The sequence below is a fragment of the Paenibacillus sp. FSL R5-0766 genome (assembly GCF_037971845.1).
In the GTDB taxonomy this organism is placed as follows: Bacteria; Bacillota; Bacilli; order Paenibacillales; family Paenibacillaceae; genus Paenibacillus.
Genome location: NZ_CP150227.1, coordinates 3,445,843 through 3,472,770, shown reverse-complemented (window position 1 = coordinate 3,472,770; position 26,928 = coordinate 3,445,843). Strand labels below are relative to the sequence as shown.

22 protein-coding genes are annotated in these 26,928 nt (G+C 44.0%); 7 read left to right on the top strand and 15 right to left on the bottom strand.

The window, feature by feature from the left end; translation table 11 throughout:
- Nucleotides 1–112: 112 nt before the first annotated feature.
- Nucleotides 113–961, bottom strand: coding sequence for a PRD domain-containing protein (locus MKY66_RS15090; protein ID WP_083657030.1), 849 nt, complete (start codon nucleotides 959–961; stop codon nucleotides 113–115).
- Between the two features lie 232 nt (nucleotides 962–1,193).
- Nucleotides 1,194–2,126, bottom strand: a complete 933-nt coding sequence (locus MKY66_RS15085; protein WP_076210729.1) for an ArsR family transcriptional regulator — start codon at nucleotides 2,124–2,126, stop codon at nucleotides 1,194–1,196.
- A 202-nt stretch (nucleotides 2,127–2,328) separates the two neighbouring features.
- Between MKY66_RS15085 and MKY66_RS15080 the strand changes: the two genes are divergently transcribed.
- Entirely contained in the window at nucleotides 2,329–3,837 is a 1,509-nt protein-coding gene (locus MKY66_RS15080) for an alpha-N-arabinofuranosidase (RefSeq protein ID WP_047843004.1), read from the top strand.
- Between the two features lie 316 nt (nucleotides 3,838–4,153).
- On the opposite strand, the gene MKY66_RS15075 is transcribed toward MKY66_RS15080, so the two are convergent.
- Both MKY66_RS15075 and MKY66_RS15070 read right to left on the bottom strand, forming a co-directional pair.
- The gene (locus tag MKY66_RS15075) at nucleotides 4,154–4,726 is read right to left on the bottom strand and encodes a hypothetical protein (protein WP_076210738.1); all 573 of its coding nucleotides are present in this window, start codon (nucleotides 4,724–4,726) and stop codon (nucleotides 4,154–4,156) included.
- Nucleotides 4,727–4,842: 116 nt separating this feature from the next.
- A complete protein-coding gene (locus MKY66_RS15070; protein WP_076210741.1) occupies nucleotides 4,843–5,757 on the bottom strand; it encodes a DsbA family protein in 915 nt (304 codons plus the stop codon).
- A gap of 133 nt (nucleotides 5,758–5,890) precedes the next feature.
- Between MKY66_RS15070 and MKY66_RS15065 the strand changes: the two genes are divergently transcribed.
- Entirely contained in the window at nucleotides 5,891–6,238 is a 348-nt protein-coding gene (locus tag MKY66_RS15065; RefSeq protein ID WP_076210744.1) for a helix-turn-helix domain-containing protein, read from the top strand.
- A gap of 162 nt (nucleotides 6,239–6,400) precedes the next feature.
- On the opposite strand, the gene MKY66_RS15060 is transcribed toward MKY66_RS15065, so the two are convergent.
- Together MKY66_RS15060 and MKY66_RS15055 are read right to left on the bottom strand one after the other, a co-directional pair.
- Complete coding sequence (locus MKY66_RS15060) at nucleotides 6,401–6,865, bottom strand: NUDIX domain-containing protein (protein WP_076210746.1); 465 nt, start codon at nucleotides 6,863–6,865, stop codon at nucleotides 6,401–6,403.
- 113 nt (nucleotides 6,866–6,978) lie between these two features.
- Nucleotides 6,979–7,863 (bottom strand): LysR family transcriptional regulator, encoded by an 885-nt coding sequence (locus MKY66_RS15055; protein ID WP_076210748.1) that lies wholly within the window; start codon nucleotides 7,861–7,863, stop codon nucleotides 6,979–6,981.
- A 124-nt stretch (nucleotides 7,864–7,987) separates the two neighbouring features.
- Between MKY66_RS15055 and MKY66_RS15050 the strand changes: the two genes are divergently transcribed.
- The 4 genes from MKY66_RS15050 (at nucleotide 7,988) to MKY66_RS15035 (ending at nucleotide 12,680) form a co-directional block, all read left to right on the top strand.
- Nucleotides 7,988–8,998, top strand: coding sequence for an alpha/beta fold hydrolase (locus tag MKY66_RS15050; RefSeq protein WP_076210750.1), 1,011 nt, complete (start codon nucleotides 7,988–7,990; stop codon nucleotides 8,996–8,998).
- A 187-nt stretch (nucleotides 8,999–9,185) separates the two neighbouring features.
- Nucleotides 9,186–10,790: an extracellular solute-binding protein gene (locus MKY66_RS15045; RefSeq protein ID WP_076210752.1), complete on the top strand. Its 1,605-nt coding sequence runs from the start codon at nucleotides 9,186–9,188 to the stop codon at nucleotides 10,788–10,790.
- A gap of 90 nt (nucleotides 10,791–10,880) precedes the next feature.
- On the top strand, nucleotides 10,881–11,771 hold the full coding sequence (locus MKY66_RS15040) for an ABC transporter permease subunit (protein ID WP_076210754.1): 891 nt from the start codon (nucleotides 10,881–10,883) through the stop codon (nucleotides 11,769–11,771).
- Nucleotides 11,772–11,789: 18 nt separating this feature from the next.
- Nucleotides 11,790–12,680: a carbohydrate ABC transporter permease gene (locus tag MKY66_RS15035; RefSeq protein ID WP_076210755.1), complete on the top strand. Its 891-nt coding sequence runs from the start codon at nucleotides 11,790–11,792 to the stop codon at nucleotides 12,678–12,680.
- 104 nt (nucleotides 12,681–12,784) lie between these two features.
- Here MKY66_RS15035 and MKY66_RS15030 read toward each other — a convergent pair whose 3' ends face one another.
- Together MKY66_RS15030 and MKY66_RS15025 are read right to left on the bottom strand one after the other, a co-directional pair.
- Nucleotides 12,785–14,530, bottom strand: coding sequence for a sensor histidine kinase (locus tag MKY66_RS15030; protein ID WP_076210757.1), 1,746 nt, complete (start codon nucleotides 14,528–14,530; stop codon nucleotides 12,785–12,787).
- A gap of 28 nt (nucleotides 14,531–14,558) precedes the next feature.
- Entirely contained in the window at nucleotides 14,559–16,175 is a 1,617-nt protein-coding gene (locus tag MKY66_RS15025) for a helix-turn-helix domain-containing protein (RefSeq protein ID WP_076210759.1), read from the bottom strand.
- A 187-nt stretch (nucleotides 16,176–16,362) separates the two neighbouring features.
- Between MKY66_RS15025 and MKY66_RS15020 the strand changes: the two genes are divergently transcribed.
- A complete protein-coding gene (locus MKY66_RS15020) occupies nucleotides 16,363–16,638 on the top strand; it encodes a hypothetical protein (protein WP_047842994.1) in 276 nt (91 codons plus the stop codon).
- 197 nt (nucleotides 16,639–16,835) lie between these two features.
- Here MKY66_RS15020 and MKY66_RS15015 read toward each other — a convergent pair whose 3' ends face one another.
- The 7 genes from MKY66_RS15015 to cydD all read right to left on the bottom strand — a co-directional run bounded on the left by MKY66_RS15015 (nucleotide 16,836) and on the right by cydD (nucleotide 26,918).
- On the bottom strand, nucleotides 16,836–19,493 hold the full coding sequence (locus MKY66_RS15015; protein ID WP_076210761.1) for an ABC transporter permease: 2,658 nt from the start codon (nucleotides 19,491–19,493) through the stop codon (nucleotides 16,836–16,838).
- Complete coding sequence (locus tag MKY66_RS15010) at nucleotides 19,486–20,175, bottom strand: ABC transporter ATP-binding protein (protein ID WP_076210763.1); 690 nt, start codon at nucleotides 20,173–20,175, stop codon at nucleotides 19,486–19,488. The genes MKY66_RS15015 and MKY66_RS15010 overlap by 8 nt, the downstream gene beginning before the upstream one ends.
- 105 nt (nucleotides 20,176–20,280) lie before the next feature.
- The gene (locus tag MKY66_RS15005) at nucleotides 20,281–21,534 is read right to left on the bottom strand and encodes a HAMP domain-containing sensor histidine kinase (protein ID WP_339807172.1); all 1,254 of its coding nucleotides are present in this window, start codon (nucleotides 21,532–21,534) and stop codon (nucleotides 20,281–20,283) included.
- Complete coding sequence (locus tag MKY66_RS15000; protein WP_076210765.1) at nucleotides 21,531–22,226, bottom strand: response regulator transcription factor; 696 nt, start codon at nucleotides 22,224–22,226, stop codon at nucleotides 21,531–21,533. Before MKY66_RS15000 ends, MKY66_RS15005 begins: the two co-directional genes overlap by 4 nt.
- 354 nt (nucleotides 22,227–22,580) lie before the next feature.
- The gene (locus tag MKY66_RS14995; protein WP_143760308.1) at nucleotides 22,581–23,207 is read right to left on the bottom strand and encodes a hypothetical protein; all 627 of its coding nucleotides are present in this window, start codon (nucleotides 23,205–23,207) and stop codon (nucleotides 22,581–22,583) included.
- Between the two features lie 163 nt (nucleotides 23,208–23,370).
- Nucleotides 23,371–25,098, bottom strand: a complete 1,728-nt coding sequence (gene cydC, locus MKY66_RS14990) for a thiol reductant ABC exporter subunit CydC (RefSeq protein WP_076210770.1) — start codon at nucleotides 25,096–25,098, stop codon at nucleotides 23,371–23,373.
- On the bottom strand, nucleotides 25,095–26,918 hold the full coding sequence (gene cydD / locus MKY66_RS14985; protein ID WP_076210771.1) for a thiol reductant ABC exporter subunit CydD: 1,824 nt from the start codon (nucleotides 26,916–26,918) through the stop codon (nucleotides 25,095–25,097). The genes cydC and cydD overlap by 4 nt, the downstream gene beginning before the upstream one ends.
- Nucleotides 26,919–26,928: the final 10 nt, after the last annotated feature.

Here is a 26,928-nt window from a genome sequence, read left to right as displayed (position 1 = left end):
GCCCGCCGCAGATGCGGAGTCGGAAACATTTGGTGGTGCCTGATCGAATCAGTAACACTCCATATTCAATTCATATTGATGATGGTATAACTTCAAACAGGTTGTATGGAGATCAATCCGTATCGGTACGGGATGTCACTCTCTCGATGTGGATCATGAGATATACCATCTCATCGGGAGTAATCACGAATCCGCGTTGCTGCTCCATCGCCTCCTTTATTTTGAGTGCGCATTGGAAGCTGACAGGATATCGCTCCGACAATACATCATATAGAAATTGCTGATCTTTAAACGAGAGCACTTCCCGGTTCAACTGACGAACAATGAAGTATCTCAGATGGGTGATGAACCTGGAAAAATCAGCAGATTCCTGATTCAGTGCCATTCCAAAATGTTCTGTCATGATACCTAAAATCTCATTAATCATCTGTGTAATTTTAATCGTTTGGTTCATACTGCCCGAGTCGAATTGTGAGTTCACGAAATGAAGGGCAATAGAGCTTGATTCACCAGATGGCAACGAGACTTGAAAAGCATCATTGATTTTTCGAACTGCCCATTCTCCGGCACGGTATTCGGCAGGATATAGATGGCGAATGTCCCAATGAAGCGGATTTTGCACAACCACGCCTTTTTTGAAACGATCCAGCGCAAAATGAATATGGTCCGCAAGTGTTAACAGGATCGAGTCATTCAGCTTTTTTCCGATCATCGTCTTGCCTTCTTCAATAATCTGATCCGTAATATCGATGACTTGCAGTGGGATATCACTGAGAAATTGTTCAACTCGCTGATATTTATCATTCGAGCCAATTCGGAACATTTTCTGGATCTGGCTCTGCTCAATCGGCTGTCCTTTTACTTTTTTGAAGCCAACACCCGTTCCGATGACAATGACTTCGCAGCCTTCGGCGTCTTCCGCCAGTGCGATGTTGTTATTTAACGATTTTTTAAACCTCATGATGCAATCACCCCCAGTATGCAAAAAGCACCACCAATGTCCAATTCACAAGTAATAAACAAACTTGTGGAATCCAGACTCTGGTGGTGCCTGATCGAATCAGTGACACTCCTTATATAGCTGTATCTTATATCAGCTATGTAATCGTTGTCAATACCATTACTCTGGAATTGTTCTGCAGGTGGTTCATCGTGGAACTTTCCCTCTATAAACTGACATCAAAACGAAAATCCTATTCGTCTGGAGTTTTATTTTCCTGAGCATCATAATAGTATCGAATCAGAATATCCTGATCATAGTTGCCAAAACCTTTGCCAAACAGGGTAAGCCCGCCTCGACCATCTACTCCCTCTTCCGGCTTCAATCCAAAGGTCCAATAGGTGGATGCACCCAGATTCAGGTCTTGAACGCGCACGTCCGAGATGCGCTGACCATCCATAAACGTGCCTTCCCCGTTAATACGCAGCATTTTCAATACACCATACTGATTGACATCCAGCTTCCACCATTGTGGCGTATGTTTACCTTTCCGATCCCCGAAATCGCCAGGGCTTGTCCAAGTACCGAGATCACTGCCGTTAAGGGTAAAGCGAATATCAGACGGCCAGTTTTCGTTTACCTTTGGCGCTTCCGAGCTTAGTTCAAGGGAAATTTCAATCTCTCGAAGATGCTGATCATTATACAGATAATTGGGAATCTTATATTCAAGAAAACCTCGTGCCATCCAAAGGATTCCCGCGTTCACCCGATCCGGGTCCATAAAGCAGGCAGGTGTGTCGTACTGTCCAATCATCTGCGTAGTTGTCGCAATCCCGCAGGTCGGCCATGCTTCATAATCTGTATATTGACCTACCGGTATGGATATTTCATGGTAAGGAGCGTCAACAGGCTCTGGTGACAGGTTAATAGTCATGAACTCTCGTACGATAAAACAGTACTTATAGGTTCCGCCGTTCTCCCGTTTCATTCGGCTACCGACAATTCCGGCTTTTTGCAGCTTGCTGACATGTGTACTTACAATAGCTTTGCTCAGAAAAAGCTCTTGGGCAAGCGCATTGATATGCATTTCTCTGTTTTGTAGCAGCAGGCGCACTATGTTTAATCGGGCTTCACTTGCCAGTGCCTCGTAAATTAGCAATGAAGCTGCATCTGTCCCAAGCATCATGATGTCCACTTCCTTTTTGAGTAAAATCGATCTATTTCAATTTCAGGATTCGTTATTTAGCGAACTCACGAAAATGAACTTGCTCAATATATAAGCATTATGATACATATTAGATAACAAATCAATGATTTGATTTTGCTTTTAAGCGAATTCAATATCACGATAATTCAAAATATGAATTCATTCAATGGAGGTACTTACCATGCTTACATCCAAAATGCTTATCGATAAAGACTTTCAGATTGCTGAAGTTGATCCGCGTGTCTATGGTTCATTTATAGAACATCTGGGACGGGCCGTATACGGCGGTATTTATGATCCAGGTCATCCTACGGCAGATGCTCAAGGTTTCCGTCAGGATGCCATTGAAGCGATTAAAGCTTTGAATGTGCCAATTGTTCGTTATCCGGGCGGCAATTTTGTATCCGGTTATAACTGGGAAGACGGTGTGGGCCCGGTAGCGGAGCGCAAACGCAGACTTGAACTCGCTTGGTGGACGATTGAAACAAATGCAGTGGGAACAAACGAATTTGCAGACTGGGCCAAACTGGTTGGAACCGAAGTCATGATGGCTGTAAATCTGGGTACTCGCGGCATTGATGCGGCCAGAAACCTGATCGAATACTGCAACCACCCATCTGGCACATACTGGAGTGATCTGCGTATCTCTCACGGTTACAAGGACCCGCATAAATTCAAAACCTGGTGTCTAGGCAACGAAATGGACGGCCCTTGGCAGATTGGTGCAATGACTGCATATGAATATGGCCGTATTGCCAATGAGACCGCTAAAGCGATGAAATGGGTTGATCCGGATATTGAACTCGTCGCGTGCGGCAGCTCCAGCCGTGACATGAGTACATTTGCAGATTGGGAAGCAACCGTGCTGGATCTCACCTATGAAAATGTGGACTACTTGTCCCTGCATCAGTATTACAACAACAATAAAGACAACACGTATGACTTCCTGGCGACTTCGCTGGATCTGGATCAATTTATTGATAGTGTGGCTTCAATCTGTGATTTTGTACAAGCCAAGAAACGCAGCAAAAAGAAATTAATGCTGTCTCTGGATGAATGGAATGTCTGGAAATCCATCGGCACGAGCCGTATGGAAGAACGGTGGCAGATTGCGCCTCCAGAGTTTGAAGATGTGTATACACATGAAGATGCACTAGCTGTGGGCTGTTATCTGATTACCATACTCAAGCACGCCGACCGTGTAAAAATGGCTTGCCTTGCTCAGTTGATTAACACCATTGCACCAATCATGACCGAGAATAACGGAGCAATCTGGTTCCAGACGACGTATTTCCCATTCATGCACGCATCCAACTTCGGTCGTGGTACGGTGTTGCGATCCATCACAACTTCACCTAAATATGATTCCAAAGACTTTACAGATGTGCCTTATCTCGAAGCGATCAGTGTGCATGATGAAGAAAACGGCACGATCACAATCTTTGCGGTGAACAGACATCTGGATGAGAAGTTGGAACTGAATGTGGATCTGCGTTCCTTCGGAGAAACCACATTTGTGGAGCATATTGTATTAGAGAACAACGACTTGAAAGCCACCAATACCAAAGAAAACCCACGTAACGTTGTTCCTCACAACGGCGGATATACAACGGTTGACCAAGGTAAAGTGCAAGCAGTCTTGAACAAAGCATCATGGAACGTGATTCGCCTCAAAACCAAACAGGCATAAAGGCTTAATAACAGCGGAATAGAATCAGTTTCTACTCTGCAACATCAGCATTGTTTTTTACACCCCGTACAATTTCTTTGTACGGGGTGTATTTAGGTGTATTTGTTTCTCTCACCGTTTCTTTCTCGTATGCAGCATAAGCAAATAAGCCACCCTCCGTTTGGCGTACGGAGAGCAGCTTGCAGTGAAGCATCTAGCGGAGAAGATAAGGAACAGAACAGATCAGAAAGCGATCAGATCACCCAACACACTAGCAATGCTTTCTTCCCAAATGCAACGAAGGTTGTGTTCTATTTCACGATTTTCATTTCAAGTATTATCCTTGTTGTGCTTCCTCTTCAACTTCGGTTTCAGCCTGAGCTGCTTGGCTTGCTGGAGTCATCAGCCCTTGAACTGCCCCCATAAATGGCTGAATCTGCTTAATCATGCCATACCCCATTTTGACCACAGGTGTAAACCGCTGGATCATGCCAAACAACCGCATACCGCCGCCTAACATCCCTCCAATCGACCCTGCACCGCCAAAGCCACCTAACAGTGAGCCTAGCATAGGCATGAAAGAGGATACCTGGGCTTGCCTAGACGTTGAACGAGACATCGACCGGAATCGTACTTGCGACTTACAAGTGCTGTTCACCCGTTTACGGTTCCGAGAGGAGTCTGTTTTTCTCTTAACCCCTGCTTTAGGTTTGGTTTTGCGAGCACTGCCTTCAGATGAGGTTGCTGTGATTGCAGCCTGAGTAAGCTTCCCGCCCCCGGTAAGCACTACGCCTTCGTTGTTAACGCCAGAGATGTACCCGACGTACGTTTCGCCATTATGAAGAGTCACGCAGACTGGGCGATCCTTGAGCCGTTTCACCCTGACGTGTATTTCATTGGTTTTAGCCATGGAATTCACCTCACTTGACTTGATCTACTTCAGTCTACGCAATGGGTGGACGACTTGCCTGTGCGAATAACACATCCGTGTGCCGAAAGCAGGAAGATTCTTACATGGCTCCTGTCTCAGATATGTTCAATATACATCTCATTCAAAATATGACCCATACGATATGTGTGCTCTGCCAATTCAGATTTCACATATGATTCAATATCACTCTTTTCGATATTGTACAAGACCTCCATTTCTTTAGAAAAAAGAAGATGTCCCTCATTGATTTTCTGCTCCAACGAGGTTATCTGTTTGGGTTTCAGATCACCACCGAGCACCTGCTGAAGTGCTTGCACATATGTTTCAAGAGAACGCGCTCCGACAATTTTCATACCCTGGTTCTCTTCATTCACAATGATAATTGATGGGAAACCTCTAACTCCCAAACTAGCGACACTCTCAAAGTCTTCCTCTAATAACTCTTGTGCTGATTGCTGTGCAGCCGCCTCAACCACTTCTTTTCCATTCAAGCCCAATTGATTTACGATATCCGTCAGCACATCATCTTCTCCAATATTTCGATTAAATGCAAACACGGCTTCACGCGCACGTCTTAAAAAGTCCTGCTCTTTCCCGGGGTGTGTACTCTGAATGACCTTAAATACGCGAGATGGCGGATAGGAAGAAAGTATTGGATTATCGTGCCATAAGGAACCGTCGATGGGCATGCGTGAATGTTCACCCACTTCCTTCCAATGCTCTGCAACGTCCGAAGGTTTCTGAATCCCGTTAGCGCCATCCGAGAAACCATTCCAGTTAGCCAATAGCCCACCCATTTTGATTTGCAGCGTAAAATAATGGCCGTATTCCTCAATAAACCGATGAAGCACAGGCTCAAGCGCCCAGCAGTGAGAGCAGATCGGATCTGTTGCGTAATAAAGAGTTATCCTTTTCTCAACGTGATTCAGATTGATTTCTTGCATCGCCTCTTCTTCGTTCACACCACATACGCCTGTTTCCAGATCACACATCATAGATTCGTTACTCACGTTATCCCGCCTTTATATTGTCTTATGAATTGATTTTCTTGTGTTAGTTTGATTATAATGTCTACAATCTTCTGAACAAGTACGATTCTTTTTCTGACTTAGTATCAAAAAGTATACTATTGGAGGGTATCAAGTGAAATACGAGTTTAATTTTGATCAGTTATGTCCAGCGACTTATGCATTTCAGGTCATTGGAGGCAAGTGGAATCTTCCGATTCTGGCAATCCTCAGTGAAAATGACTGTATACGTTACAATGAATTAAAAAGAAGACTGCCTGGCATTACCGGAACGATGTTAACGAACTGTTTGAAAGATTTGATTCATTCCGGCATCGTGCACCGGGAGCAATATAACGAGGTGCCACCGAGAGTGGAGTATTCGCTCACAGAATCAGGCAAGGAATTGGTTCCTTTAATTGAATCCATGGTAATATGGGGTCAGAAAAATATGACAGCAGGCGTGAAGCAACAAGAACTATAACTCCTGGCCTAGTGTAACCCCTTATCATAGATGTTCTTTTTTGAATCGCTCTGTACACTTTGTTCAACGACAAAAAGGCTATTTCACTGGATCATCGTGTCCTTTGAAATAGCCTTTCCTTTATAAATACAAGACGGGCGCTTGTTTACGACGTGTACACATCTAACTATTCAGGTCGTCATCTTCCTCATTTCCTAAATACATAACCGTTTTTTCTCCCTCAACCAATCTAATGATCTGCTTTCGTAATTTTGAAGGAAATAAAGGTAGTTCGTATATATCTTTAATTTCAAGCCATTCAAATTCCACTTGGTTTTCGTCACTTGGCAGAATAGAACTATCTTGGTCCATCAAACCTATGTACTCGCATAAAAAAACAAAATCTACACGATGAAGAGCTTCACCGTATACCCCTTCAATGACAAATTCCAGTGATAATGGTTCTACATCTATTCCGATTTCTTCCGCAACTTCACGCTTCACAGCATCCGTCAGGGTTTCACCTGCATTCTGGCTCCCACCAGGCAGGATGTAGATGACTTCATCATTATCATCCTGCTTCATTGCAAGCATCCTCCCGTCTTTAATGATCAATGCTTTTGCAGAATTTCTAATCTTTCTCTCCATTGCTAATCCCCCATATTTATATCTGTATCATGTTGTTGAAGGTTGATTCCATTTAACCTCACGATCTCCATGAAGAATATTTTAACACATACATCTAAACAAATTCTGAACAATCAAATCAACTCACTCTTGGCGACCTCCATGAAAGCAGCCATAGACGGAGAGATCCATTTTTCCCGATGCCAGAGCATTTGCGCAGAAAAGGATATATCTGATAAATCCCACGGCAGAGCAACCACTTCCCCATCGCTCAACTCTTTCTTCAAAGCCATTTCAGGTAATAAAGCGATCCCTAGACCAGCCACAACACATTGTTTAATGGCTTCTACACTATGAAACTCCAGCTCTGTCAGAGCATCTGCACCTTTCTTTGTTATGGATTGGTCAAAATAAGTGCGATACGAACAGTTCTTTTCGGTCAGTAGAAAATGCTGTTTGTGGAAGTCATCAATGACCAACTCGGAACGCGATGCTAACATATGATCGGGAGAAACCACCATTTGAAAGGTCTCATCCTTTAAAAACTCTGAATGAAGGTCTTTGGAATTAATTGGCTCATCCAATACAAAAACGACATCGGCATGCCCTTCTCTCAGACTTGATTTAAGCTCTTGCCCAGACAAGGGGCGGAACAATAACCGCACACCAGGATAGTCCGTTCGGAAGCGTTTGAACAAGGCTGGAAGAAGATATGCACAAAGCACTTCGTCTGCTCCGATCACAACCGTTCCCGCCAATTCTCCGTGCTGACTGGATATACACTTTGCTTCCTCTACATCGTTTAAAATCTTAGTGGCGTAAGGTAGAAACTGTTGGCCAGCATCCGTTAACACGACCTTTTTTCCTAATCGATCCAGCAATTTCACCCCAAGCTCTTCTTCCAGCGATTTGATTTGCATGGTTATGGTAGAGGGTACATAGCTCAATAATTCAGCAGTTTGATTAAAGCTGCAGGTCGATGCAAGTGTCCAAAAGGTTTTTAGCTGGCGTATTTCCATGAGTTAGGCACCTCCTAAGTTCAAAATAAATGAATGATATGTTCGATAACGTTTCGTTGAATTGATAATAGACGTATTGTAGAGTGAAATCAAGTTATTACTATTTTATAAGGAGAATCAATCTATGAACGATTATGAAACATATAACCTTGGAGTTACATTACTTCAATCGGGACAACAGCTCCCTCAAGCCTTTATCGCTTACAAAACCTATGGAAACTTAAATGCGGCAAAGGACAATGTTATTGTTGTCCCAACATGGTTTGCTGGAATTCACACAGATAATGAATGGTTAATTGGAACGGACAAAGCACTGGACCCCAGTCGTTATTTTATCATTGTGCCCAATATGTTGGGTAACGGATTATCGTCTTCTCCAAGTAATACCCCTGCCCCATATGATAAGGACAACTTTCCCCTCATCTCCATGTATGACAATGTGCGTGCCCAACATCAACTCATCACTCAAAAATTCGGTATCTCCAAAATCAAACTTGTTGTGGGCTGGTCTCTGGGAGCCATGCAGGTTTATCAATGGGGAACCAGTTATCCTGAGATGGTCGAGCGTATTGCCCCCTTTGGCGGAACGGCAAAGAGCAGACCCCATACTCAGTTGGTATTCGAAGCAATGATCGCGGCGTTACAGGCAGATTCAAATTATAAAAATGGTAGATATGAGCGCCCTCCGGTTGCCGGTCTCGCAGCGATGGGAAGAGCGTATGCTCCATGGGGGTTCTCGCAGGCGTATTATTTGGAGAAATTGTACCAATCTGAGGGTTACGACTCCTTGAAATCTTATGTAGAAGATTACTGGGATCAAGTATTTCTTCCCTTCGATGCTAACGACTTGATTACCATGTTGCGTACAGGAATCTATGGAGACATTAGCGATAATCCCGTAGATGATGGCAACTTCGAACAGGCGTTAAGCAAGATCACTGCTCCTGCACTCGTTATGCCAGGATCAAGTGACTTGTTTTTCACGCCAGAAGACAGTTCGTATGATGCTCAGCATATGCCAAACGCGGTGTATCAACCTGTAGAGTCCAAGTGGGGACACTGCTTTGGAATCGGAGCAAACGAAGAGGATTCACTCGTTATCGATCGTCATCTAAAGCAATTTTTGGAGACATGAGTAAAAAAAGAAGGAGTACAAAGTAAAAAAAGTGCACAAAGCTCATTATTCTTTTCTCCGCTACAACTCAAAAGTAAAAATAGATACCGGTTCTCGTCAATAACCTTTATATCACATTCCCCCCTTTCTCGTTTAGAATATTTTCAAGTAAGCGTTATTGAAATACGACTGATAAGGGGGAAAAGAAATGAACAAGAAAACGAAAGCCTTAGTCTTGTCTGTGTGCATGTCAACCTTATTACTCGCAGCCTGTAGCAATGGAAGCGGTGCTGATAAAGGTTCAACAACGGACACGGATTCCAACGAGGCTGGAACAACAACCATTCATACCGTAACATCAGAATACTCTTCTGCAAAATATCCAAAGGGCGACGATATCACCAACAATGTATGGATTAAGCGATACAAAGAGAAGTTTAATATCAACGTCAAAACAGACTGGGTTAGCGATGAGTACGATACAAAACTCAATTTGGCTATCGCATCGAACGATCTTCCTGACGTATTCAGAGTTAATCCTTCACAACTGAGACAGTTAGTCGAAGCAGATATGGTCATGGACCTTTCCGAGGTCTTTGATCAACACGCTTCAGATCGTCTCAAAGGTTACATGGAAGCAGATGCAGACAGTTACGAATCTGGAAAGAAAGACGGTAAGCTATACGGGATACCACAGATGCACTGGGGATTAATTGAACAACCAGACTTCATCTGGATTCGGAACGACTGGAAAGAAGAATTGGGAGTCCAAGATCCGAAATCTGTGGAAGACATCAAAAATATCGCACTAAAATTCATGGAAAAGCACGGTGGTTATGGTATAGCGGTAGACCAATCGTTGGATTACCTCAACCTGCTGGCCATTGCATGGAATGCGCATCCGGATATGTGGATGGAGGATAGCACTGGAAAACTCGTGTACGGCTCCGTGCAGCCTGAGATGAAAAATGCGCTGGCTGAGTGGTCAGAATGGTACAAGCGAGGCATCATTGATCCGGAATTTGCAATCAAAGACTTTAATGCGATGAACGCGGACATTGTAGCCGGCAAAGTGGGAATGCAGCCTTATTACCAATGGTGGGGTTATAATCCGGGTGTCGACACAGTATCCAATCTGGGTAAGGACGCCATCTTCTACCCTTATATCATCCCTACCGTTGATGGGAAAGAAGCCAAACAATCCATTTTCTTCGCCAACAACAATTATATCGTTATGAAAAAGGGATTTAAGAGCCCTGAAGAAGTGATCAAAATTTTGAACGACTATGCTTATATTGTGGATGAAGGCAATGGCAAGGAATCGACAGAAACGTTATCCGCCTTGCTGGACAACGATATTGCCCATGTGGTTGGAGCGTTCCGTGTACTTAATCCGAATTCTGATTACGAGCAATTTGAGGCGGTATCCGCTGCCCTTCAATCCAAGGATACCAGTGGGCTCACGACTTCGGGAATGTGGCAAAAATATAACAACAGTGTGGAATTCATGGAGAATGCAACCCCAGGAGCAGTTGGTGATTATTTGCAACAAGGGGCTCCAAAGAATGCGTATGGTCTTGCCAAGAAAGTACTGGACAGCGAGAACTATACAAAGACGGCCTTATGGGGTGTTACGCCAGAAATACTTTCAAGCTACGGTACAACCTTGGATGATATCCTCACCGAAGGTTTCACCAAGATCATTATGGGTAGCGAAAGTATCGATTATTTCGATGTTATTGTCCAGAATTGGCTTGCAGCCGGGGGCGATGACGCAACTCAGGCAGTTAATGAAGCCTACGGGAAGAAATAATCTCGTTTGTCACAAAGAGGGGATGAGGGTCATCTCTCCCCTTTATTTGATAGCGATTACATTTGGCGTACAAGGAACGGAGGAATATGTATGTTGAGAAAATGGAAGCAGCAGAGTCCTTACCATCTCATGTTGATCCCAAGCCTGGTCTTGGTCTTCATCTTTTGTTACATCCCTTTCTACGGACTTATTATTGCGTTTCAGAAGTACAATCCGGGCCTCGGCTTCAACTCGCCATGGGTAGGATGGGATAATTTTACCCACATATTTAATCAGCCGAACTTCGTAAGAACGATCTGGAATACATTGTACATGTCTGTCTTTAAGATTATCGGTGGTATAATCGTACCCGTAATTTTTGCATTACTGCTCAACGAGGTACTGCATAGTGGAATCAAACGTACATTTCAAACCCTTGTCTACATTCCGAACTTCCTCTCTTGGGTCATTATGGCCGGCATCATGCTGGATATCCTTAGCTCCGACGGCATTATCAATACATTTCTAAGTGTATTTGGGATTGCACCGATCTCCTTTCTTGGCACACCCTCTATTTTTCCTTGGACGATGATTGTGAGTGAAATATGGAAAGGTTTCGGGTTTGGCACGGTTGTTTATTTGGCAGCCCTGACCAGTATTGATCCGGGACTTTACGAAGCCGCAGTGATCGACGGAGCGAAACGGTGGAAGCAGACCATCTACATTACGTTGCCTCTCCTCATGCCAACCATTGTTTTAATGACCGTACTTTCACTTGGAAACGTACTCAATGCTGGCTTTGACCAAATCTATAATCTCTACTCCCCTGTTGTCTATCAGACGGGTGATATTATTGATACCTATGTCTACCGTTTAGGAATTCAACAAGCACAGTATTCAATTGGTACCGCTGTCGGGTTATTCAAATCGATCATTTCCAGTGTTCTCGTTGCTGTATCATACATCCTGGCTTACAGAGTGGCTGGCTATCGTATCTTCTAAGAAGGAGGAACTCACATTATGATCTATGATAAAAGTATGAGCAGACGTGTATTTCTTATCATAAACTACACCATATTGCTTCTAATCTCTCTCCTATGTATTCTGCCGTTTATCAACCTGCTGGCTGTTTCATTCAGCAGCAGCGCGGCTGTATCTGCGGGGAGTGTTACGTTCTGGCCTGTGGAATTTACGACAAAAGCCTATGAATTTGCATTAACGGGAGGATCGTTTTTCTCCTCTCTCTGGGTAGCCATTCAACGAACCGTTATCGGAACGGTGGTGAATCTGGTTCTGATCGTACTCACCGCTTATCCCCTCTCCAAATCCAAACAAAAATTGATGGGGCGTAATATCTATATGGGATTTTTCATCGTAACCATGTTATTCAGTGGAGGTCTAATTCCAACCTATCTCGTGGTCGTCAAAATGGGACTGATCGATTCCATCTGGTCTCTGATCCTGCCTGGGGCCCTCCCCGTATTCAGTATGATTATCCTCATGAATTTCATTCGGGGGCTGCCCGAGGAGATTGAAGAATCAGCAATTATCGATGGTGCTGGGCCTGTACAGGTATTGCTTCGTATTTTACTTCCACTTCTCAAGCCCGCTCTCGCTACGGTTGGTTTGTTCAGTATCGTTGCCCACTGGAATTCGTGGTTCGATGGCATTATCTATATGAACAATCCAGACAATTATCCATTACAAAGTTACCTCCAGACCCTCCTGCAAAGTTTTGAGCAAATCATGCTGAAATCCGGGTCAGATTATACACAACTGTTGTCCATGATGAACGCCAGAACGGGGCGCGCCGCTCAGATGTTCCTGGGTGCCATTCCGATTTTGCTCGTGTATCCGTTTTTACAGAAATATTTCACTAAAGGTTTGGTGTTAGGTAGCGTCAAAGGGTAAACAAAGGGCTTGCAGTCCATACTGCGAGCCCTTTGTTTATATCTAAACTTATTTTTATGATCGCTGTATCGCATTATGAGATACATAAATGAAAGCATCTATGACTATTTGGCATCTAGGATGGCAGGCAGCAGAATGGAGAAAATGGTACCTTCACCTATTTTACTCTCCACCTGTATTCCATAGGGTTTCCCAAAATGAAGTTGAATCCGCCGTTGCACATTATGCAATCCAATCCCATTCGTTCCCGTACTTGCACCGGGCTTCTCTTCCAATAGATTCTGCATCGTATGATGATCCATACCCACGCCATTATCGCAGACCTCGATCACAACTTCATCCAGCTGTGATTGAATCCGAATGGTGATGATTCCGTCTTCTTCCAGTTCGGCCAGACCATGAAAAATCGCATTCTCCACAATCGGCTGCAGGATCATTTTGGGCATGCGATAATTCAGCAGTCTATCCTCAATCTCGTATCTCATCTGAATACAATCGTAGTACCTGACATTCTGGATCGTTACGTAATTCGTTATATTATCAAGTTCCTCACGAATGGTTACGAGGGTTCCATCAGATTTTGTTGCATAGCGGAGCATCGAGATTAGTGCATCGGTCATTTCCACGATTTTATCAGCCTGCTGCATTGAGGCAATCCATTTCACCGACCCAAGGGTGTTATACAGAAAATGAGGCTTGATCTGATCATGGAGCGCACGCATCTCGGCCTTGGCTTTCTCTATTTCTTCCTGCTGCATCCGTTCGACCAACCGCTTCAATTCATGCGACATTCTGTTAAATCGAATGGATAAATGGCCAATCTCGTCTCTTGATCCAATAGGTTCAACTTGTTCAAACTGACCTTTCTCGACTAGAGCAATATTCCGTAGCAGTTTTTTAATGGGAGTTGTAATGACATGAGATAGAAAGATGGAAATGACGGCAGCAAAAAGAACAATGACAATGGCAAGCGTCACCAGATTACGGCCCAATATTTTGCCATCAGCAGTCAGCTCATCCAAAGGCATATATAAGTAAGTTGTCCATTTTTGCTGACTAAGGGGACTGGTCACCACGACATTTAGTGCTTCAGGCGGACGAACGTTGTCCCGGAACAGTGTCCCGATTAATCGTTCATTCACGTTATATACGATCTTGTCATCCTCATCAACAATCATGAATCTGGAGCGCAGCCCTTCCTGCAAGTTGCGGTTGACGATTTCAATGAATTTGATATCAATGCTGACAACAATCACGCCAAGCAGTTTTCCACTAGTCACATCATGAATTTTGCGAGCGTGTGACACTGCCAGTATTTTATTCTCCAATTGCTCGTCGATTCGTGTTGTGAGGGTAATGGTTCGATCTTTATCATGCATGAACTTTTTAAACCACAATTCGTTTGCTACTTTGAAGTTTGGATCAATGGGTTGATGTGGACTGACAAAAAGGTCTTGCCCCCCGTTCATATTGTAGAGGTAGATGGAGAATACGCGATCTTTCATCATGATATAATTCATCAGAATATTGTATGCGGCAATCTCATGTTGTTCATCACCCTCTCGCAGGAAATCCTGGATCGGAAAACTCCCTTCATGAGTCGCAGACAAATTGTCACTAAGCCCATTGCTGGCTAGCAGCGAAATTTTCTCAATCTCCTTGAGGAACTCGTCAATGCGAATATTTGTTTGTTTGGCCAGATCGTTTAGCAACGTTGTATAGTTCTGTGCCAATAACCGCTCTGAGGAGTAATACGAATTGATGGTCATCACCAATACCGGAAGGATAATGACCGTCATACAGATCACCATAATTTTGTACTTGATTCGGAAGGGCCGAACATGCTTCATATGCTGCACCTCTATTCACCGATTACATTCATCCCTGCTGTAATTCTCGATATTCCTCAGGAGTGACACCTACCGATTTTTTGAAAATCTTGCTGAAGTACGTGTAATTATGGTAGCCCACCTTTTCTGCGATTTCATACACTCTCATTCCTCTGCTCAATAGATACGCCTTCGCATGTTCAATTCGAACTCGGGTCAAGTACGTAATAAAGTTCTCTCCTCGTTCCTGTTTGAACACGCGGCTGAGATATGACGGATTCACACTGATTTGGCTAGCGATACTTTGCAATGAGATATCTTCCGCATAATACTTGTCGATCAATTCAGTAGCGAGATCGGTGTAAGTGCTTTCCTGTTTGATTTGGGAATCGGTTTGGAAGTAATACGCAATATGAGCAAGCATATCTTGGTGGATATCCTCCCAATACTCCCCCTTGAGAACGATTTCATAGGGCGATTTTTCTGTTAAAGAAGGGGCACCTCTTTCCGAAGCGCGGGATAGATGGGAATGTATCGTTTCCATCACCATGATATATTGCTTGCGAATGCTATTCTCATCTGCTCGTAACTGTTCCAGATTGGATCGGATTCCTTCCAGGAACTCTTCCGCCTTTTGGTTGTCTTTGCTTACCCACAACTTCAACAAATCTCGTTCTTGTTGCGGGCTTAAAGCCCCCTTAACTTCATGTCGATCTGGGGATTGAACCATATCATCGTAATACAACACCTGGTTGCTTCCTGTGAAGAAACTCTGTTGTAGAGCCGTTTCTGCCTCTTGGCAGGCCTTCTTGATTTGAAGGAAACCGGAAGTCATTCTACTTACCCCAGCCGTGAGCGATAGATTCATAAAATCCTTGATTGAAGACAGCAATTTATTACATAGTTTATTCAAGTCGGCGTGTACAGATTGGCTCTCAGGAAGTACATTGACGATCACCCAATATTCTGAGGAACTTTCAACAAAAATCTCTTTCTCCCATTTCGAAGGAATAATCTCTTCCATAATATTAAGAATCGAAAATCGGAGCAGCTTTTCCCCCTTCTCTACATATTTCCGCTTCGCATCCTCGTAATAATTCACGATGAACTTAATAACGACCAACTGGTCGGAACGTATACGAAAATGCAGTTCTTCCGCTTTGGTGACGATATCCTCCTCACTAATGAATCCGCTTACAATATCTTGGAAGAAACTATCCTTCAGATATCTTAGGCTCTTGGAATAGTCCTGTGTCATAGAGGGTGTGTTGGTTGGGTGAACATGTTCACTTTGCAGTTTCTGTCCAACCGTGCTCAGTAGGTCAATAAGGGAGGATTCGGTGATCTCACTTTTAATCAAGTAATCTGAAGCACCAAGTTTTAGCGCCTCTTTCACATAATGAAACTCGTCAAAATTACTCAGGATGACATACTTACAGGTTTTCAGTACGCAGGAGGCCTCTTGTATAAGCTGCAGCCCATCCATAATTGGCATCTTAATATCTGTAATGATTAGATCAGGCATCACTTCAAGCGCAAGGCTTAATGCCTCTTTTCCATTTCCCGCTTCACCAACAACATAGAAATTGTACTCTTCCCAATTCAGCATGGAACGAATTCCAACCCGCATGAGCAATTCATCATCTACGATCATCAGTTTATACATGCGTATCCCCCAACATGAACCATTTTTAGATATTTTACCATTAAACGAACTGTTGCAAAGATGTCTAGCGAACCTTATTACATTGCGGGTATCATAAATAACACTTTTATAGAACGTATGTTCCTGTTATAATCAGATTATCGTATTTGGCGTAACATAACATGCCCGTCTGGAAAGGATACATATCATGAATTTATACAAGTTTGAATTAACGGTGAACGGATATCTACTACGTGTTCATTTCAGTGCATCAGAAGAAAGTGGATTGAAATGGTGCAAACGAGTTGCTTCTGAATTCCAGAATAACGTTGCCAATCTGGAGATCAAGGTTGATATACATAAAAAGCAGAAACAAAAGCATGCACGGGAATATCACGGTAAGCCGTATCTATATGATAGGACACTAAGGAAAAAACCGCTTGCGAAGAAAAATAAAACGGCTGAGTCATCTGCTGTTATGTAAAGGTGTTTTACAAGATGTAAGAAAAGACAAGTGAACCGGAACACATTCAATCGTTGTTTGATTTTCATGTTAATTACAATTATGAGGTTTTCTTCTGATGTACCGCATAAGTACCAAGCTTCTTAAAACAAAAAAAGTCGCACTCTATTTATGCGACTTTTTCAAGGAATATTCTATTTTATAGTTCTCCAGTTTCTCTATGTTTCCTTTCTCAATGCCTCAACGATGCTCGTTTGGTTTAATCGATACATCGGCCAAGCTGTAGCAACGAGTGTTGTTGCTATGGCGCCTGCACAAGCAAGAACAATACTAGACCATGGAATGGCCCAACCTACATCGAGAGCACCTTTGAAGAGATGATGTATCCCATAGCTCAGTATTGTTCCGAGTATACTACCGTATAATGCAGCGTACAGGCCGTATAAAACACCTTCTAATAGGATCATTTTCCCAACATTACGCTGTGTCATGCCGATAGCTTTGAGCACCGCAAATTCTTTGGTGCGTAGAATGAGATTGGTGCTGACGGTGTTCAGTATATTCAGGAATGCAATAAGGACAATTACACCGATAAAACCATACAAAAAGATGCTTGCTGTGGTGGCGTCGTTTTTGGCCTTTGCTTGCGCCATCACATTGTCCATATAGCTGTAACCAGCATCTTTTTCGGTTAGGGACTTGAGGTAATCCGTGATCGGTTTGTTTGATATATCGGTTTTCGCAAGAATAAAGATCCTTGAATATGCATCGTTACCTGTAACTTTCTCTATGACTTCAGGTGTCGTAATGAGTTCAAGCATCGCGCTCTCATTATAATCTTTCGATAACACCCCTTGTTCAACGATCCCCGTCACCGTCAGTGTCTTGTATTTTTGATTCCCCCCCTCTAAAGTACGTACTTGGATGTGATCCCCAACCTTAAACTGGGTTTGGTCGATGATAATCTGTTTGCCTTCCTCCGTCGTTATAATTCGTATCTTCTGATTGAGAATGACGCCATTCTCCTGGTTCATCTTATCTTTGTCGATCGTACCCGCCGTTAGTTTGGATTTCAGAGCATCGAGTCCGTTATCTCCGTAGGATTCGAGGAAATTGTTGTCTGTTCGATACCCCTCTCCTTCTTCAACAGAATACATTCCCTTCCTGAGTTCATAATATTTGGGATTGACTTTATCCTTCGGAAGAATTGCCATCACTTGATGGCTATATAACTTATAAGCATGTTCTACTGCGTCAATTTTGACAATGTCTGAATATACGGAATCATCGATCTGCTTGGAATCCCCTTCATATTGAACTGAATAGGAATACTCGATCCCCGATTGAGACGTCTGTCCTAAGAATCCGGCCAAGCCGCTAAAGACAATAAATAAAAGGATACTGACAACCATGGAAAAGGCTGTGATGCGGAAGCGTTTTTTATTTCGTCGTATGTTTCGACTAGCAAACTGGCCTTCCATACCAAACAGCTTTTTCACCAGCATTGATTTTCGGATGGACGTTACGTTGTCCACCTTTGTACTTCCCGAGCCATTTATTGCTTCAAGTGGGGATACTTTCGCTGCCAGTCTAGCCGGTCCGATGGCAGAAAGATACACAGTCAGCAGTCCAAGTACACCAGCAATAATCAGAATCGGTAGGGAAATGACCATTTGCATATCATTCAGAAAACCTAGTGCCAAAAAGCTAATGTTGTAAAACAGAAGCTTCATAAAGACCGTTCCCGTGAATAGTCCTACGGGAATGCCAATCAGACTGAGAATTGTCGCCTCTTTGAGAACTAATTTGCGTATTTGTGATGGGGTTGCTCCTATGCAACGCAGCATACCGAATTGGGAAGTGCGCTCCAAAACAGAAATATGAAACGTGTTATAAATTACCGCACTCGTACAACCCATAATAATGATGATGATTGCAGCGAATGCGTATAGTAGGCTATGGTTTACACCTTCGTAGGTGCTTTTGCCATATAACTTGAGCAGTTCATTATTGTAATCGATCCGAACATTTTTAATGTCGATAGCCCTATCTAGTTTTACGGCAGAACCTTGATCCACTTTCTCAACATTTATTGATGATATGATAGCTTTTGTCTTTGGCTCGATTTGATCCATCGATTTCATTTTGACGTAAATGAAGTATTTTTTATCCGGTTTGATCGTTTGGTTATCATCATAAGTGATGGCCGGTAAAATGAAGTTAGCCGACCAGGAACCCTTAGTGCCTGGGTTACTAAACCCGACGACGGTAAATTCCCTCTCTGTTTGGGGGCGGAAATCCTCATCCTGATCCCAGCCGAGATCTCCCAAACCATTAATTTTTTTCATTTCCCCTGTTGATGCAACAATCCGATCTCCCAGATTTAACTTAATCGAATCACCCAGTTTCGGTTTCGTTGGAAAGCTATCCAGACTCAACGTAGGTAGGATAATTTCGTGAGAATTCTTGGGAAGTCTGCCCGCATCCAATTGAATCTGGAGTTTGCTCATTGCATCGATGTTATAATTTTTGAGATTCAAATACCGATAAGGCGCAGCAAATGGATTTTCTCGCTTCTCTTTCTCACTCGTTTTACTAAGGACTGAATATCCTTCCCTACTAATAATTCCGGCACTCTCCACCGATGCATTATTGACAACTTTAGAGATGGCTTCTCCGGGTAATCCGTTAAAAGAAACATGGTAATCCCCGTACTCTTGAACGGTTTGCCGAACCACCTTGTCTCTGAAGCTGAGGCCAATGGTTCCCATGGCTGTAAGTAGAGTCACAGACAAAATAATGCCAACGATCGTTAGTATTGATCTTTTTTTCTGCCCTAGCAAATATTTTTGAGTAAGACTAGTATACCTATTCACGATCTTTCACCCCTGTTTGTTGCAAGAGTGTGCCATCTTTTATATTTACAACACGGTCCGCTCGCTGGGCCACATTCAAATCATGTGTGATCATAATCAAGGTTTGATTGTACTTTCTGACGGAGAAGGTAAGAAGATCCACGATTTCTTTACTGTTCTTGCTATCCAGATTGCCGGTTGGTTCATCCGCCAGAATAATCGATGGTTTATTAATCAATGCGCGTCCAATTGCAGTCCGCTGCTGTTGCCCGCCTGATAGTTGGGACGGAAGGTGCTGCCTTCGATCGCTGAGTCCCAGCACGCTCAATAATTCCTCAAGATAATCCTCGTCCACATGTTTATTCTCAAGCAGCATCGGCAATTTAATGTTCTCTTCCGCAGTTAACACCGGGATCAGATTGTATGATTGGAAAATAAAACCGATTTTGCGTCTTCTGAACACAGCCAGTTCATTTTCACTTTGAGAATACAGGTCCATACCGTCAATAATGACTTGGCCACTTGTCGGTTGATCCACTCCCCCGAGCAGATGCAGCAATGAGCTTTTACCAGATCCGCTGGCGCCCACGATCGCAACGAATTCTCCTTGATTGACGGACAGATTAACATCTCTCAATGCTTCCACCTTAGCCTCAGCACTTCCGTATATTTTCCATAAATGATCGGTCTTCAAAATTTCCACCCTGTTGTACCTCCAGTTGTATGATTAACATTGCTTACTTGTTATTATAGGTGTGGAAGCTTACGTTGAAGTGAAGAAGAAGCTTACATTTTCGTAAGCTTCTTCTTAAGTCCACTCTTTTTTGAAAAACGAAATTCTGAATGTCGTCCCTTCTTGAGGCACACTCTCCACCGTAATGATCCCTTGTTGTTCCTCAATGATCGATTTGGTCAAAGCCAGACCAATGCCTATACTGTTGGGCTTGTTATGGTTCTTGCCTTTATAGAATCGTTTGAAAATATGAGGCATATCATCGGGATGAATGCCTTCGCCGTTGTCCTGAATAATGATTGTATCAAACAGTGCGTTTTCTTCCAAATGGATTTGAACCTCACCCTCTGGCGGGGTGTGTTCCAGTGCATTTTTTATCAAATTCATAACAGCTTCCTTAAGCCATTCTTCATCTGCCTGCACAAACGCATTTTCACTACCGAGGATGGAGATCGTCTGCCGTTTCTGGTCTGCTACCGTCCGAAGTGAATAGACAGCGCTCTCCACCATCTCCCTTAGCTCGATCCTTTCTTTTCGAAATTCAATAGCTCCCGCTTCGACCCGTGCCAGCTTCAGCAGGCTGATGATGAGCCATTCCATTCGATCAAGCTGCTGCCGACTTCGTTCCAGAAACGTCATTCTCATTTCTTCTTTCATCCCGGGTTCATTCAGCAGATTCTCATTGAACACAATCAGAGAGGCCAGGGGTGTCTTGAGCTGGTGAGAAATGTCGGATAACAGATTGCGCAGAAAGGTTTTTTCCTGCTGGAGTAGCTCCAGGCTGTTAGTTAGTCTTCCAGCCATCGCATTGAAGCTCCGGCCAAGTGAGCCGAAGTCTCCATCCTCCGTCTCAGGCAGTTTTTTATCGAATTGCTGTTCCACAACCTGCTCCGCTGCATGAGAAATCGTTCTGATTTTTACGAAAAATTTACGATACTCCCACAGAAGCAATACCATGAGTGGGATCAGGAACAACAATACTTGAGTCGCTGTTTTTAAGGGTAATGCTAGTCCTGAAAGAGCCGGCTGATCTTCTAAAGACATACCCGCCTGATATCCGTATTGTGCAAGGATACGTTGCCCCTCAGCAAGTTCATCGGCCTGGGCACCTTGGGTAACAAAGTGAATCACCTCATTCTCCAACTGGGGATCTTTCATCAACAGATGTCCGATCAGGGCGCTATTCTGATTCACTATAGTTGTGTTGATGCTATCAACTTGATGGTGCATGTATAAAAACATCAAAAACGACAAAAGAACTTGCATAGCAAGTACTTTAATGGCGATGGATTTCCACTCTGGATTTCGCAAAACTTCGATCATGTTCATTTCCCTATAACTTCCACGTTCCATTTATATCCGATCCCCCGAACAGTTACGATATATTGTGGTTCTGCAGGAATATCTTCGACTTTCTCTCTTAACCTGCGGATATGGACAGAGAGCGTATTATCATCAATGAAGTCGCCCGAGAGATCCCAGAGATGATTCAGAATCGAACTTCTGCTGCATATCTGCTTCGGATGAGAGATCAACATCAATAGTAGTCGATATTCAAGCGCCGTCAGTGTAATTTCACTATTGTTTTTGAGTACAGTTCCTTCTAAAATACGCACCTGGATGTTATCGGATATCCATAAGCTTACTTCTTGTTTTCCCTTGTTGTTACGTCGTAATACGGCTTTAATTCGTGAAATAAGTTCTTTGGTTCGAACAGGCTTGGTTACATAGTCATCTGCTCCGAGATCAAGCCCTGCGACTACGTTTGCTTCCTCATCCAAAGCTGTCAAAAAGATAATGGGCACTTGCGACGTTACCCGAATCTCACCGCATAGTTGATATCCCGATCCATCAGGCAAAGTGACATCCAACAGAATCAGATCGATCGAATTTGCCTGCAGTGCCTGTCTGGCTTCTTCCAAGCTACCCGCCACCACAACCTCATATCCTTCATTGGACAGTGTATACTGCATACCAAACACCAGATTTTCATCATCTTCGACAAGTAATAAGCAATTCATCGTACACCTCAGCTCATGCTATTTTGAATTTGTATTTATTTCAATTTGATTATAGAGTTCCTGCGTCATTATACATCATTCGAGTTTCTACGCTATAACATTATGATTAATTGGATGTTCAATGAGGCTATCTTCACCAGTATACAAGTTTAAGATTTTCCTTAAACAGGCTAACTGGTTAGGGTACATTTTAATTCGGGTGTTCTCCGTTCAGCCGAACAGTTTAGCGCCTCAGTATACTCTTGTCCTTCCTGTCCTTCCTTTAATACCAAAGATAAAAGCCTGCTCCTATGTGGAACAAGCTTTTATCCGTGTCAGTTGTACTATATGCCAAGAAAGATTGTTGTTCACCGTTTAGTATCTCTCTGATTCCTTAAATATCATATAACGATGGACACCTCTGACAGCATGCATTGCTTCTTGTATTAGCTGAATCGCAGTTTCGCGTTGTCCCGCTTTTAGTTCAATCGCTGCAAGAAGCGAAGATCTCATCCAGACCTTGTTAATGGATTTCAAGTGTTCCCTCGCCTGCTCACTTCTTCCTTCTTCCATAAGCAAATACGTTTCATAATATGTACGATAATCCGATCTACGCATATTCTGCACCGCAGTACGAACAGCTACCAAGTCGTTGCGATAGGAGCCGTAAGCTGCATTATATACTGCTTGTGTCCTTTTATTGGTGTCCTCATTTCTGATGCGCTCTATTGTGTGTTCCAATTCATCATCAAGTCTGTTTGCAAGAGCGTAATAGATATAAAGCTTTGGGGTATTCTCCTGTCTGCGTAGAAAAGCCTCGACGCGGTCCATGCGTGTTTCCCAACCCAGAGGATAAAAAATACGAATGGTTAACATGATCAGAGTCGCGGTGAGAACAACCCCAAGTATCCAAAACAGAGATTGGTCATTCATCTTCATGTACACAACAAATAAAAATATGGCCAAATAAAAAACAATATCCCACTTATTTTTTCCCATCATCCACCTCCTTCATAGACACAAAAAAACTATTATATCAAAACAAACCCCAAGGAGTCTATGCTCTGCATCCTTTGGGGTTTAGTTAAATTTATAAAAATTGATTCATTGAAATTTTCTTTATTAACGACAACCGACAGCATTGTCTACTCAATAGACTAGATTCTCACGCCCCGGCGTCTCCAATCATTTGTCGTTCAATTTGTTTCATCTCATAAAAGTATCCTTTTTGCTCCATCAGCTCGGAGAAAGAACCCGATTCCACAATCTTGCCTTGGTCCATGACCACAATCCGATCCATCTCTTCCAATCCCGTCAACCGATGGCAGATCAGGAGAAATGTATCTTCGGATGCTTGTGCAAGAAGATGCTGGAGCACATGTTTCTCTGTGACGTAATCCAGCGAAGAAGTTGGTTCGTCCAGAAGCCATAACCGTCCTTTGCGCAGCATGGCCCGTGCGAGAGCCAGCCGCTGCTTCTCACCATCCGACAGGTTTTCCCCTTTTTCATACACCATGTCGGTCAACAACTTATTCGGCAGTTGGACTTTATCCAGCACAGCCGACAGTTGTTCATCTGAATGTTCTTCTCCATTCAGCAACAGGTTGTCCCGGATGGTTCCCCGGAAGAAATGGCTTTGCTGCAACACAACATTTGCCCTTTGCCAAATACTCTCCTCATTCAGTTCCTGCACCGGAACATCGTTTAACCGTATATCGCCAGACGTTGGTACACGCAGCTTGAGTAACAAATCGATAATCGTTGACTTACCTGACCCGCTCGGCCCTACAATCGCTGTTTTGGAGCCTGCTGCAAGTTGCAGGGAGAGCTCCCTCAGCGCCGGTCTCCACTCCCCTTCATATTGAAAGCTAACACCGGATAGTTCAATCGAAACCGCCTGATCGGCTGACACGTCACCGCTTGGCTGAACAGGTTGCACATCAGAGGTCGGCACCGTTTCCGCCAGTCTCTGAGCAGCGTGTTCACTATCCTGCTTATATAGAGGTAATATAGCCATTGCGGCAGCTTCTTCGAACACGGTCTGCGTGGCCAGGATCAGCATGGCGAGGAATACACCGGCAAACGCTCCATTCACAATTAAGAAGGCACTGAGTGCTAGCACACCCCATGTAACAAGATACGTCACAAAAACGTGCATGGATTGCCCGCGCAGCAGATGGGAAGCGGCTTGTTTCTGTTCCGTTGCCAATGCAGCGGAAGCCTGCTGAAGCTGTTGCTCACGCTGTTCCAATTGGCCGTATACTTTCAAATCCCTGAAACCATACAACACTTCGGTTACTTCCGTGGACAGCAAGGCCCGTTGCTGGCGGACACGTCCGTTTATTTTTCGCTGACCTAACAAGACAATACCTGGTACAACAAATGCCGTAATCAGCATACCTAGTACTAACAAACACGCAATCCAGATCGAAAAGGCCGAAGTGAACAGCATGGTAGCCAAAAACACCATAACGACCATGATGGGTGGATACGCGACCCGCAAAAAGTAATTTTGCAAACTTTCCACATCACCAACGATCCGCGCAAGCAGATCCCCGCTTCGGTTTTTGTTCAATATACCTGGCGTTACCGGGATCAGTTTGGCAAAAAAGGACGTCCGCAAACGGCTCAGCATGGAGAATGTTGCCCTGTGCGAATACAAGCGTTCCCCGTAGCGACTTGCCGCTCGAAGGAAACCAAGTAGTTTGACCATGGAGGTGAGTACAATTAAGGTGTACAGCGGTGGCGCAAATACTGTTTGAGATATCATATAACCACTCGCGGAAAAGAGAGCTACCCCTGCTATGCCGGCGATAAATCCGCCCAATATCGAAAGCAAGATATCCTTGCGCTCCTGAATCATCGCTTTTGACAGAATCGTCAGCTCATTCATGCTAACCCTCCTTTCCGTTGTACATCAACCATCTCCGCATATTGAGGCAGGCGCGCCAGAAGTGCTTCATGATGTCCTGAATCCACTAATACCCCACTATCCATAAACAAAATGTTGTCCGCATGTTGAATTGTATATAAACGGTGTGCCACCGTAATCATCGTTGCCGTTTTGGCTAATGCCGCAATGGATTGTTGCAATACCCGCTCGGTGTGTAGATCCAGTCCTACGGTGGGTTCGTCGAACAAAATGACGGATGGTCTCTTCAGAAAAGCACGTGCTAAGGCAAGTCGTTGCTTTTCCCCACCAGACAGCCCCCGGCCACCTTCACCAACAAACGTATCCAAGCCCTGCTCCAATTGTGCAACAACGCCAGCAAGTCCTGCTTCCTCTGCCGCCTGCTCAATTTCAGCTCTGGAGACGTTCCGACCCGCGCCAATCGCGATATTTTCGGCAAATGTACCTGCAAAAATATACGGATGCTGTGTAATATAGCTAACACGTTCAAACCATGCAGCCTCATCATGCTGCGAAAGCTGGCTTCCGTTAACCAGAACCGCTCCCGAATCTGGTTTCAGTAAACCGGCAATGAGATGAAGCAGCGTGGTTTTACCTGAGCCGCTTTTGCCTACAATAGCAATCTGTTCTCCCGGTCCAATCGAGATCTGTCCTGTCTCAAGTCCAAAGGAATCAGGTGTGTACTGGAATCGGACATCGTTCAGTTCAATGGTTGGTGGCATTGGAATCAACTCGGCACGAGCTGTACGAAGCTCCTCCGTTTGTGCCATTGCATCGACATCGGTTAATTCGCTTTGATCCGGTCCTTCTTCAGGCTTCGTTTGTGTGCTCTTGACACTAGTTTCCTCAAGCATTTGTTCCACCTTACGAATGGCCCCCATACTGGTTCGACCGCTGTGAAAAGCCGTTCCCGTATTCTTCAACAGACTGTAAAACTCGGGCACGAGTAACAACACAAGAAAGGCTGTATGAAAGCTCATCGATTTGAACACAAGTAACTGAATAGCCAATTCAAGCGCAACAATACCAATGCTTAACATCACGATCGATTCCAGCATAAACGTATTTGTAAATGCAATCTTCAAAATGCCCATGGTGGCATCACGATACCCCAGACTGCTGCGTTCAATCTCCTGCTGCTGACGTTTAGCCCGTCCGAATATTTTCAACGTAACCAGCCCTTGAAGCGAATCCAGAAACGTACCGGAAAACTCGGCAAGTTGCGCATATTTTTCTTCTGATTTGTTCTTCGTCTGGAGCCCAACCAAAATCATGAACAGCGGGATAAACGGTGCCGTGAATAGCATAATCCAGCCTGTGTTGGCGTGCTGCGTAAATGTAACAACCAGAATCAGAATCGGGATCATCGCGGCTTCCATCATTCGAGGCATATATTGACTGAAATAACTGTCAGCCTCATCCACAGCATCCAAAGCAACACTGACCTTTCCTCCCGTCTGTCCACTCAGGGTTGAAGGCATGGAAGCGCGGGTCAGGTTCTGCAACACAGATGCTCGCATATTCGTCTTGGCGCGTGCTGCCATATGCAAGCCCACTTTCCCATTACCATACGACAACAGTGAGCGTACAGCCATGACAGCCAGCAATAGGCCAAGCAACAGCATCACTGATGAAAAGGAAGCTTTCTCTACAAAGATTCGCTGGACCGCTTCAGCTACCAAGGTGGCCTGGCTTACAATAGCTACACCAAGGGCCAGCGAAATGACCGCAAGGAGAAGTCTGTTTTTTCGTTGTAAAGACATTTGCTGCGAGATCAGATTGGATTTGGCTCTCCTCTTCATTGAACGCTCC

Excerpts from the sequence above, each read along its gene's own strand:
- MKY66_RS15090 (WP_083657030.1), bottom strand. The coding sequence starts at position 961 with ATGAGGTTTAAAAAATCGTTAAATAACAACATCGCACTGGCGGAAGAC.
- MKY66_RS15085 (WP_076210729.1), bottom strand. The coding sequence starts at position 2,126 with ATGATGCTTGGGACAGATGCAGCTTCATTGCTAATTTACGAGGCACTG.
- MKY66_RS15080 (WP_047843004.1), top strand. The coding sequence starts at position 2,329 with ATGCTTACATCCAAAATGCTTATCGATAAAGACTTTCAGATTGCTGAA.
- MKY66_RS15075 (WP_076210738.1), bottom strand. The coding sequence starts at position 4,726 with ATGGCTAAAACCAATGAAATACACGTCAGGGTGAAACGGCTCAAGGAT.
- MKY66_RS15060 (WP_076210746.1), bottom strand. The coding sequence starts at position 6,865 with ATGGAGAGAAAGATTAGAAATTCTGCAAAAGCATTGATCATTAAAGAC.
- MKY66_RS15055 (WP_076210748.1), bottom strand. The coding sequence starts at position 7,863 with ATGGAAATACGCCAGCTAAAAACCTTTTGGACACTTGCATCGACCTGC.
- MKY66_RS15050 (WP_076210750.1), top strand. The coding sequence starts at position 7,988 with ATGAACGATTATGAAACATATAACCTTGGAGTTACATTACTTCAATCG.
- MKY66_RS15045 (WP_076210752.1), top strand. The coding sequence starts at position 9,186 with ATGAACAAGAAAACGAAAGCCTTAGTCTTGTCTGTGTGCATGTCAACC.
- MKY66_RS15040 (WP_076210754.1), top strand. The coding sequence starts at position 10,881 with ATGTTGAGAAAATGGAAGCAGCAGAGTCCTTACCATCTCATGTTGATC.
- MKY66_RS15035 (WP_076210755.1), top strand. The coding sequence starts at position 11,790 with ATGATCTATGATAAAAGTATGAGCAGACGTGTATTTCTTATCATAAAC.
- MKY66_RS15030 (WP_076210757.1), bottom strand. The coding sequence starts at position 14,530 with ATGAAGCATGTTCGGCCCTTCCGAATCAAGTACAAAATTATGGTGATC.
- MKY66_RS15025 (WP_076210759.1), bottom strand. The coding sequence starts at position 16,175 with ATGTATAAACTGATGATCGTAGATGATGAATTGCTCATGCGGGTTGGA.
- MKY66_RS15020 (WP_047842994.1), top strand. The coding sequence starts at position 16,363 with ATGAATTTATACAAGTTTGAATTAACGGTGAACGGATATCTACTACGT.
- MKY66_RS15005 (WP_339807172.1), bottom strand. The coding sequence starts at position 21,534 with ATGAACATGATCGAAGTTTTGCGAAATCCAGAGTGGAAATCCATCGCC.
- MKY66_RS15000 (WP_076210765.1), bottom strand. The coding sequence starts at position 22,226 with ATGAATTGCTTATTACTTGTCGAAGATGATGAAAATCTGGTGTTTGGT.
- MKY66_RS14995 (WP_143760308.1), bottom strand. The coding sequence starts at position 23,207 with ATGATGGGAAAAAATAAGTGGGATATTGTTTTTTATTTGGCCATATTT.
- cydC (WP_076210770.1), bottom strand. The coding sequence starts at position 25,098 with ATGAATGAGCTGACGATTCTGTCAAAAGCGATGATTCAGGAGCGCAAG.
- cydD (WP_076210771.1), bottom strand. The coding sequence starts at position 26,918 with ATGAAGAGGAGAGCCAAATCCAATCTGATCTCGCAGCAAATGTCTTTA.